Origin of the sequence: Halostella salina, assembly GCF_003675855.1 — an archaeon.
In the GTDB taxonomy this organism is placed as follows: Archaea; Halobacteriota; Halobacteria; order Halobacteriales; family Natronoarchaeaceae; genus Halostella; species Halostella salina.
On sequence record NZ_RCIH01000014.1, the window covers coordinates 1 to 9069 of the forward strand.

General features: G+C 61.3%; 8 protein-coding genes. 6 read left to right on the forward strand and 2 right to left on the reverse strand.

Going from position 1 to position 9069, the window contains the following annotated elements:
* Positions 1–58 precede the first annotated feature (58 nt).
* The 4 genes from D8896_RS18960 to D8896_RS18975 all read left to right on the forward strand — a co-directional run bounded on the left by D8896_RS18960 (position 59) and on the right by D8896_RS18975 (position 5624).
* Entirely contained in the window at positions 59–1237 is a 1179-nt protein-coding gene (locus tag D8896_RS18960) for a hypothetical protein (protein ID WP_162991665.1), read from the forward strand.
* Positions 1238–2551, forward strand: a complete 1314-nt coding sequence (locus tag D8896_RS18965; RefSeq protein ID WP_121823678.1) for a hypothetical protein — start codon at positions 1238–1240, stop codon at positions 2549–2551.
* Between the two features lie 92 nt (positions 2552–2643).
* The gene (locus tag D8896_RS18970; RefSeq protein WP_310732965.1) at positions 2644–3600 is read left to right on the forward strand and encodes a hypothetical protein; all 957 of its coding nucleotides are present in this window, start codon (positions 2644–2646) and stop codon (positions 3598–3600) included.
* Positions 3597–5624: a VirB4 family type IV secretion system protein gene (locus tag D8896_RS18975; protein WP_240452104.1), complete on the forward strand. Its 2028-nt coding sequence runs from the start codon at positions 3597–3599 to the stop codon at positions 5622–5624. Before D8896_RS18970 ends, D8896_RS18975 begins: the two co-directional genes overlap by 4 nt.
* On the opposite strand, the gene D8896_RS18980 is transcribed toward D8896_RS18975, so the two are convergent.
* Positions 5607–6905 (reverse strand): RNA-guided endonuclease InsQ/TnpB family protein, encoded by a 1299-nt coding sequence (locus tag D8896_RS18980; protein WP_121823680.1) that lies wholly within the window; start codon positions 6903–6905, stop codon positions 5607–5609. The genes D8896_RS18975 and D8896_RS18980 overlap by 18 nt on opposite strands.
* A 258-nt stretch (positions 6906–7163) precedes the next feature.
* Here D8896_RS18980 and D8896_RS18985 point away from each other — a divergent pair, with 258 nt between their 5' ends.
* Positions 7164–7829, forward strand: a complete 666-nt coding sequence (locus D8896_RS18985) for a helix-turn-helix domain-containing protein (RefSeq protein WP_121823681.1) — start codon at positions 7164–7166, stop codon at positions 7827–7829.
* 1 nt (position 7830) lies between these two features.
* Entirely contained in the window at positions 7831–8526 is a 696-nt protein-coding gene (locus tag D8896_RS18990) for a nucleotidyltransferase family protein (RefSeq protein WP_121823682.1), read from the forward strand.
* Between the two features lie 101 nt (positions 8527–8627).
* Here D8896_RS18990 and D8896_RS18995 read toward each other — a convergent pair.
* Positions 8628–9069: HVO_A0114 family putative DNA-binding protein (locus D8896_RS18995; protein ID WP_240452106.1), on the reverse strand; the 442-nt coding region annotated here is incomplete at its 5' end.

The window sequence follows — 9069 nt, forward strand, 5'->3', positions numbered from 1 at the left end:
TTTTAGCTAACTGAACCGCTTTGCTTGTGAAGCGGGAAATCTTCGACATGAACCATCGGTGGTTTCCCGCTTCATTCCACTAGTTCTGACGGTCGAAACCGACGCTGTCCAGCGATTCACCAGAGCCGTCGAGACGGATATCGAGGTGCGACTTCGACACCGCGTCTCGGTCTGTGTGCAAGCAAACGAGACGGCCGATGAGGCGAACGAGTCCACAGCGGAGAATGCAAGCGACACTCCCGACGACCAGGAATGCGACGAGTGGGAGACAACGGTTACGTACCCGACCGAGACGCACACTGTCGAGACAACAGTCGACGTTCGCGTGTACAGCCTTCGCGTGTCGGGGTTCAGCGCTCGCTACCCGAACGGCGACCTCGGACTCGTTGCCTACAAGAACGAGCCGTGGGCAGGCTACTCACTGCCCGGCGGCCGGGTGCAAGGCGTGTGGCGGTTTTACTCGGCTCGCGATCCGCGTTGGGACACGCTTGTCCGGCGGACCGATGACGGCAACGAGGAAACGTGCTCGCCGCTCCAGCCGCTGCAGGTCATTGCGTATCCGAGCGAAACCGGCCCGACCAGCTCCTCGCACAGTACCATCACCCTGCTCGAAACCTACGGGGAGGAAACCGCGCCACCAGGGCTTCCCGAGCACGTTGCGCTCGATGCGGTCCAAGAACCCTACACTGCGAGCTACGGGATCGCGACCCGAACGAAGATCGACGATCCGGAACGGCGGGACCTGATCGGCTCTTCGGTGACGGCGGACGGACTCGTTCGCGGCGTTGCGACGAACGTTTCGGCGGACACCTTCGCGGAAATCCCCATCACAGAGAGCAACCTCACCGTGACACTCACCGAGGTGACCGATGAAACCGTCACCGCACGGGTTACGCTCAGGGACGCAGCAACCGGCGAGCCGATCGACACGTCACGGCGCTACGGCGCGGTCGTCCTCGCCGGGACGGTCGTGCAGACGAACGAATCCGGTATCGCCGTCCGGACGCTCCAGCGTCCGGGGGGCGGTGTGACAGCGAGATACGAACCCGGACGCTGGTGGCAGAACCCGCCGAGTTACGTCTCCGATTCCGATACGGCCTACGTCCGGGGGACGGTGATCGACATCCTCGACACGCTGTTCGGGATGGCCGTGCCCGTCCTGACCGTGCTCGTCGCCGTGTACATTCTGGACCGCACGACCGGCTGGGGAATCTGGCCGCCGTGGCGAGGTGTGTGAATGGGGGCGCTCACCGACGCGATCGTCGACGCGCTCACGGAGTTCGTCTCGCTGCTGTTCAGCCCCATCACGTCGCTCATCGAGACGTACGTCGACGACCTCGTTCGGACGGTCGTCGGGACGCCACATCCAAACGCCGTCTTCGCCGAGCCGAGCAACGGCGTCTGGCCCGGCATGTACGAGTACTACTGGGAGGCGATCGTCCCGCTCTCGCTCATGCTGTGGGCGCTTTCGATCGGGATCGTCATTCTGCTTGAGACGACGAGTCACCTCTTCGGCGGCTACCATCGCGCGAAGCTGAAACGGCGCGCGTTCTCGGGACTGCTCGGCGTGCTCGCGTGGTGGTGGCTCGCCGCCATCTCGCTACGCTTTGTGAGCGCGCTCACGGGCTTTCTCGTCCCTGACCTCTCGGAAGTGTCGCTCTTTCAGACGCTGTCGTTCGGCGCGCTCGGGGTGCTCGGACTCGCGATCACCCTGACGGTTGACCTGACGCTGTTTCTCCTGCTGGCGCTCATCTACTACGTGCGTCAGGTCGTCCTCTACATGTTCGTCCTGCTGATGCCGATCCTGATCGTCCTCTGGATCCCCGGCGTCGGCCCGTTCGCGCTCGTCTCGCGGTTCATGCGCCGGCTGGCAGGCTTCTACGTTCCCTTCCTGTTCATGACGGTCCCCGTGGCGATCCTCTTTCGCCTCGGGGAGATCCTCGGCGGCGGCCTTGACCTCACGATGGGCGGCCTCGGTGCGTGGCTCTCGGCGCTCGTGATTCCTATCGTCGCCGTCGCCGCGCCGATCGTCCTGTTCTGGCAAGCCGGCGCGCTGTTTTTCGCCGCCGACCGGGCGTCGCATCGGACCTCGACGAGCCGGGCGAGAGACCGCGTCGGCCGGACGAGCGCTGGCGGCCAGCGAGTCGCCCAGGGCGGACGGAACTTCACGCGGGGGGCACGGGGCGAACCGGCAGTCGATGGAGCAGGCCAGACGACGCTCGGATCGACCGGTTCGCGTGCCCACGCGATGGGTTCGCGGGTTCACAGCACGCGAGTCGGTCTCAATGATACCTTCGGCGGCTCGAATGGCCAGACTGGAGCGGCCGGAAACCGAGATGATGTCGCCGAGAGCCAGCCAGCACAGTCAGACGGAAGCCCGCCTGCACTGCCCGGGCGAACCGACGGCGTCAACCCCATTCAGGACCGCCGCGACGGCGGGTCGGCTGGTGGGGAGCGCGCAAACAGCGCGGACGACCACGAACGCAGCGGTAGCGCACCGTCAGAACGGGGCGATCACCCTGCTGAGACGACACGAGAAGAGAATCAATGAGCCACAGCGACCCAACGAAACGAATCCCGAAATCGCTCGGCACAGGCACGAAACTGTTCGGCAGATACACGCTGACGGATCTTGCGGTCGGCATGGCACCCGGAGTTGCGGTTATCCTCGTCACGCAGGTGCTGTTGCCGCCCTCGTTGGCGGTCGGCGGGTACCCGGTCCAGACCATCGCCCTTCCGCTCGCGCTCTGTGCGATCGCCGTCGGCGGCGTCTTCGTCTCGCTGACGCCTGCCTACACGACCAGTCTCGACTGGATCGGGACCGTGGTCGGCTTCCATCGAAGCGACCGGGAGTTCGCACACGACGCGGCGAAGGAGTACACCGCGATCGAGCGTGTCTATCCCGACGACAACGCGCTCGAACGAACTGACGGCGCGCTCGTTGGACTCGTGCAGGTCGACGGACCGACGATGGCGCTCGCGACCGACGAGCAGTGGCAGGCGCAGGCGGACGCGTTCCAGAACCTGCTCAACACCGTCGTCGAGTTCCCGATCCAGATCTACTCGACGACCCAGCCGTTTCCCGTCGAGGAGTACCTCTCGCACTACGAGGCCCGACTGGAGGATGCCGACGTGAAAGACAACCCCCAGTTGAAAGGACTCATCGAGAACTACATCGCCTGGTACCGGACCGACCTCGAAGAGCGCCGCATGACGATCCGGGACCACTACGTCGTCGTCCCCGTGACGCCCGCCGAGGTGCAGTTCGAACGCGAGAGCGTGAGCCAGCGACTCACCGCGATCCCAGTACTCGGGATATTCGTCCAAGCGTGGTTTGCACCGAGGCGGGCAGCCCAGCACGACGCCATGTTGCGTGCGCTTTCAGAACGCTGTCGCCGACTCGAAGGTGGAATCCGCGAGATGGACGGCTGTAGTGCGACGCGCGTCGAGACGACAGAGGCCGTGCGACTCCTCGGCGAGTACTGGACCGGCGAGCGCTCGACGTACGGGGATCTGCGTCAGGTCCTTCGGACCCGCCCGCTCGTGGGGACGGAGCGTACGGAGGGATCTTCGGACGCGACTGTGGAGGCAGCGCGATGAGTCTCCGGGACAAACTGCCGTTTCTCGGGCGCGGGGGAGGCCGTGCCGGGTCAGACGAACGCGACGAAGGTGATTCGGAGGCCGAGGAACCGACCGGGAACGAGGATGAGGGGAACCAGCACGCCGAAGACCAGCCCACCGACACGAACGCCCGTGTTGCCTACGAGCCTGACCAGCAGCCACTCGGCGATATCGCGGACGTCCACCAGTCCGTCATCGCGCCATCGAGCATCGAACATCACTCTGGGACTGTTCGGACCGGCGACACCTGGACGAAGTCCTTCTGGGTCAGCGAGTTCCCCGACTCCCCGGCCGACGGGTTATTCGAGGGGCTGTACGCCACGGCGGAGACGAGACACACCGACATCTCGCTCCACCTCGCCCCGCGGGATACGAACGCCACGCTCGATTCCTTGGAGAATCGGATCGAGGACCTGGAAGCCGACGAGGAGTACCTGGCGGAGAAGCGCCGGGCGGGCGCTCGCGGGGTGCGCAAGGATCTGGCGGATTACCAGGAACTCTACGACGTGTTGCGAAACACCCAGATGACGGCCTTCGACACGTCGATGTTTCTCACCGTCCGCGGGGATACGGAGGACGAGGTTGACGCGACTGCGGTCGCGAACACCGCACGGCGCTCCCCCGCGAATTTGACGCCGGTGTTACCCCGGTGGAACCAGCTGGCGACGCTCTCGTCGAACGCACCCGTCGCCGTGGACCGCCTCAGGGAATCGATGGAGACGACCGTGCCCATGCTCGCCGGCGCGGTCGGCGCGATGTTCCCGTTTGTCGCCGGAACGTTCGCCGAACCAGGCATCGAGTACGGTACCTACGCCCTGAACGAGAGCCCGCTCATCCTCGATCGGTTCAACCGCGACACGGGGTATTGCACGATGGTCATCGGACAACTCGGAGCAGGCAAGTCGTTCTCGACGAAACTCCAGCTCGTCCGCCGCGCGATGTACGACCCGGAGACGCACATCATCATGCTTGACCCGCTTGAGGGGTTTGCGGGCGTGAACGAGACGCTCGGCGGCGAGCGCGTCACGGTCGGCGGGACGCGTGGATTCAATCCGCTTGAACTCCAGCCGACGCCCGAGTCGGTGCTGGCGAGCGTGCCTGATCTGGACCCGTGGGCAGAGCAGATCACATGGGCCGTCTCCTTCTTCGAGACGTTCTTCGCCAACGTCGCGGACAATCCCCTTGCGGGGCGCAAGCAGACGCTCAGACGGGCCGTACAGGTCGCCTACGAACGCCAGGGGATTACGCGGGACCCCGAGACGCACGCGAACGAGTCGCCGACCGTCCGAACCGTGATTTCGGTGTTGGAAGACCTGCTTGGGTCGCCCGGAGAGTTCGGGTACGTCACCGAGGGCGAACGCGAGCGTGTTCGGGACGATGCGCGGTCGTTACTGACTGACCTTCGGCCGTCGTTCCGGAAGGGCGGTGACCTGTCGAATCTGGCCGCGCCGACGGAGCTGGATCTTGATTCGAAAGTGCTCTATCTCGACTTGCATCAGGAGGAGGGCGTCCGCGGCCGGACGGAGACGAGCCTCATGATGCAGGTGATCTTCAACGCGGTGTACGAGCGCGCCAAGGGGACCGACAAGAAGGTCATCTTCGTGGTCGACGAGGCACACTACCTACTGGGTAATTCGACCTCGCTAGAGTTCCTAGAGATGGCGGTTCGACACAGCAGGCACTACGATCTCTCGTTGCACTTCATCACCCAGACGGGCGGCGAGTTCTCACTGACGCCCGACGCGCGGACCATCGCGAATCTCTGTTCGATGACGGTCGTTCACCGCGTCCGGGAGGATGCAGAGAAGCTCGCAGAGTGGTTTGGACTGAGCGAGCGCGAAGTGGAGTGGGTTCGCAGCGCGAAAGCCGGGAACGAGGAAGATGGATACTCAGAGGCCCTGTTGGGCATCGACGAAAAAGGCTGGTTTCCGCTTCGAGTGCGAGCGAGTGACTACGAGGCTGAGATGGTAGAGACAGAACGAGAGTCAGTGACCCACGACTGAAGTCGTGGGCTTGTCAGTGGACTCCCCTTCTGCCGTCGAATCGACGGAGGCGTGGAAGTCGCCGTTCAGGTTCAGCGTCCCTGACGTCAGCGCACACTGACAGAGTGCGCCTCCACTCAAAGACTTCTGCCCCGAGTGGAGTTTCTTCAGGAGTTTGCGAGCGACGTTCTTGCTCGCGTTATAATCCGCGTTCAGCTTGTACTCACACTTCTGACACACGAACTGGTGTTTCGACCGTCGATTGTTCTCGTGAGTGAACCCACACGATGAACACCGCTGAGACGTGTACGCCGGGTTCACCTGTTCCACTTCGATATCGAACATCTCGGCCTTGTACTCGGTGTACTGGTACAGGCGTCGGAATGCCCATGCGTGGAATCGCTTCGCACCAGCCATCCGTTTGCGAATCCCGGTCAGATTCTCGAACGCGATATGTGTACACTCGTGGTTACGGGCTTCGTCGAGAATCTGGTTCGAGGCACGATGCAGTTCGTCTTGCATCCAGCGGTGTTCGCGGTCGTTCATCGACTGAATCGACAGGTGCGCCGAGCGCGTGCCCGCTTGTTGCATCGACCCGCGAGTCTTCTCAAACTCTCGGCGGCGATGATTCATCTCGTCAGCGTTCCCGATGAACGCGCCTGTCGAAGTCACGGCGAGCGAGCCGTCCACGTTCAAATCGACACCAAGGACTGTTCTGTGCTTGGAGTTAGGAGACGTCGTGGACGACTCTTGCTCGTCCGTAGTTCGGCGCATCCGTGCGTGGAGATAGAACGCTTCAGAGTGACGGTCGTACTGTAACGTGGACATGCGGAACTCGTAGTCCTCGTTCAGCAGGTACTCACCAATTGGTGTTCCCTCAGGGTTCTCCGGAATCACGTAGTCACACTCGACGCGACCGTTTACCGTGGAAAGGGAAACGTGGTCGCGGTAGAACGTTGCTGAACGCTTGTCGTAGACGACGCTCCACGCATCGAAGTGCGGTTGGCTGGTGTTGTCGCCTTTCTTGAGTCGTGCGACACCGCTTTTCGTGGCTTCGATAGCGCGCCGAATTCCCTTCTGGACGAGATTTGCTGTTAACTCCGTCTCGTCGCGGAGTCGCTCGTAGAGGGCGTTCTCGGCTTTCTGTTTTGAAGTTACGCAGTAGTCCTCCGGATAGTTCCATGCCCACGCTGTCGTGGTGTTCGCACAGTGGAGGAACTGGTCTTTAGTCTGGTGAAGGTCGTCGCACCGCTTGTCGGGTACGTCGAGTTTGACTTTGACGGTGCGAATCACGTCCTCCATCCGTATGTTATATTTCAGGGGGTCTCTTTATAAAACGTATGACTGGCGTGGGGGAGTCGACCTGCCATCGCTCGTGGGGTGATTCGAGGCCTGGCGGATTCCTCCCACAGCTAAAGCCGTGGGCTTCCTCCTTGTATCTCTGTGATTTGCTCTAGGAGTACAGCCACGAACTCGCAGCGGAGACGAGTCAAATCCAACCAAGAAACCCACATGAAGAGTAATTCTTTTGCTTGTTGCACAGAATTGTGCAACTATAGGATGTACGAGGCATGTGGCGAGAAGGAACTCAAGGTTATTCTCGCGCTTGATCCAGGAGATACCATCTCGGGCGTCGCGCGGAAGATCGACGAGAACCGAGAGACGATCCGTCGTGTGGTGAACCGTCTCGAAGAAGCGGGATACGTCGCATACAATGATGGCCTCCAACTCATCGACCAGACCATCCGAGACACTGGTCTCGAGTTCCTGACTGCGTCAGCAGACATCTCATCACCGGCAATTTCAGAGGCGTACGTCCTCCCACAGTTCGCAGGGATGGAGTATGCTTACACCGCCATCGACGCGGTCTATGTCTGGACCCGCGGTGGCTATCAGGTCGCTCGAAACCCGGAAGACTATCCGCTGTTCATTGCTGTTCACGAGTCCGACCTTGACGCCTGGACGGAGTTCTTCGATCGGTTCGGGATCCCCACTGCAGAAGAGCGCCAGCCCACTGAAGATTGCGATGGCCCAATCCAAGTCGTCCTAGAGCCACGGTCACAGATCGATGCCGAAATGGTCGACGGGCGACCCGTCATTCCCCTTCAAGAAACCGTGACGTTCGCAAACGAGTACTATGCGACCTTCGAGTCCGCACTCGACATGCTCGAACGCATGTACGACGACGTCGACACTGACGCAGCCTACCGGATGGAACCAGCATAAAATGAGCCAAGAAGACCGAAGCAAGGCACTCATCGAAGTGCTCGAAGAGCTAGAGCAGTCAGATATCGAGTTCGTCCTCGTCGGAGGCTATGCGATCAGTCAGTTCGAGACACGATTCTCAACGGATCTCGACCTCGTCATCGCTCCGGACGACTACGACGAAGTCGTTGCCTTTCTCGAAGCCCGTGGCTTTGAACGGCAGGCCGATCTCGAAGTGCCCCCAGAAGAGACTATCTACAATCGGGAAATCGAACTCTTCGAGCGTACTGAAGGGCTTCCCCATCCGGTCGGCGTAGACATCCTCGTGAACGGCCTCGGCTGCCGACAGACCGAAGCAGAGTGGTCGTTCGACTATCTGCGCACGCATAGTTCCCAGACGACGATCTCAGGCGGGACTCGGTCGACAACGGCACGAGCAGCTGCCGGGGAAGTGCTCGTTGCCGCCAAGCTCCATAGTGGCCGGAAAACTGACCTCGCAGACGTCCTTGCCGCAATTCCGTCAATCGACCTCAAAGTGGTCGAAACGCATCTGCATCGCGGCGATGCTGAGGCCCTTCGTCAACAGCTTAGTGAGGCACAGGGGTTCATTGAGGAGGGTGGGCTTGATCACCGATTCAAGAGTATGTTCGGCCAATCATCGGCCAATGCTAAGGATATCGAGACGCTTCTCAAGTTCCTCAAGCGTCAACAGAAGTAAGCGGGTGAATTCGAACTAGAGCCACCGCCGGCAGAGGTAATAAACCTGAACGACTCGAAACGGCTATTCAGGTCTATGATGGGAAGTAGCTTCGTCAGCTCTCACGGCGACGCAGCAGCGGTGTCGCCAGCCTCCGGATCGAACGGGAGATTGATCACGAGTTCGTCGAACCAGACGACCGGACGCTTGCTCTGACCGTCTTCCTCGAAGAAGATGATACCGAGCTGGGCGAGCCGGCTGAGTTCCTCGTGGACGTTCTTTACATCTCGGTCAACAACTCGTGCAGTCTCGTTGATACTGGCTGGCTCTTCCCGACGAACGGCCTCGATGAGATCGAGAACGCGCGGGGTCAGCGTCCCCATGAGGTCGTCGTAACTCGTGAACGAGAGCGTCGGCGTAGAATCTACCGCATCACCCCGTTTGAGTGTCTCAATGCCCTCGGTAACGTCGTCGTGAAACTCGCGCGACGACTGTACAGTCACGACTAGGGTTGATTCGGATCGAAGCTGTTCGCGCTCCAGTGGATGCAGTGGCGGCGTGGTA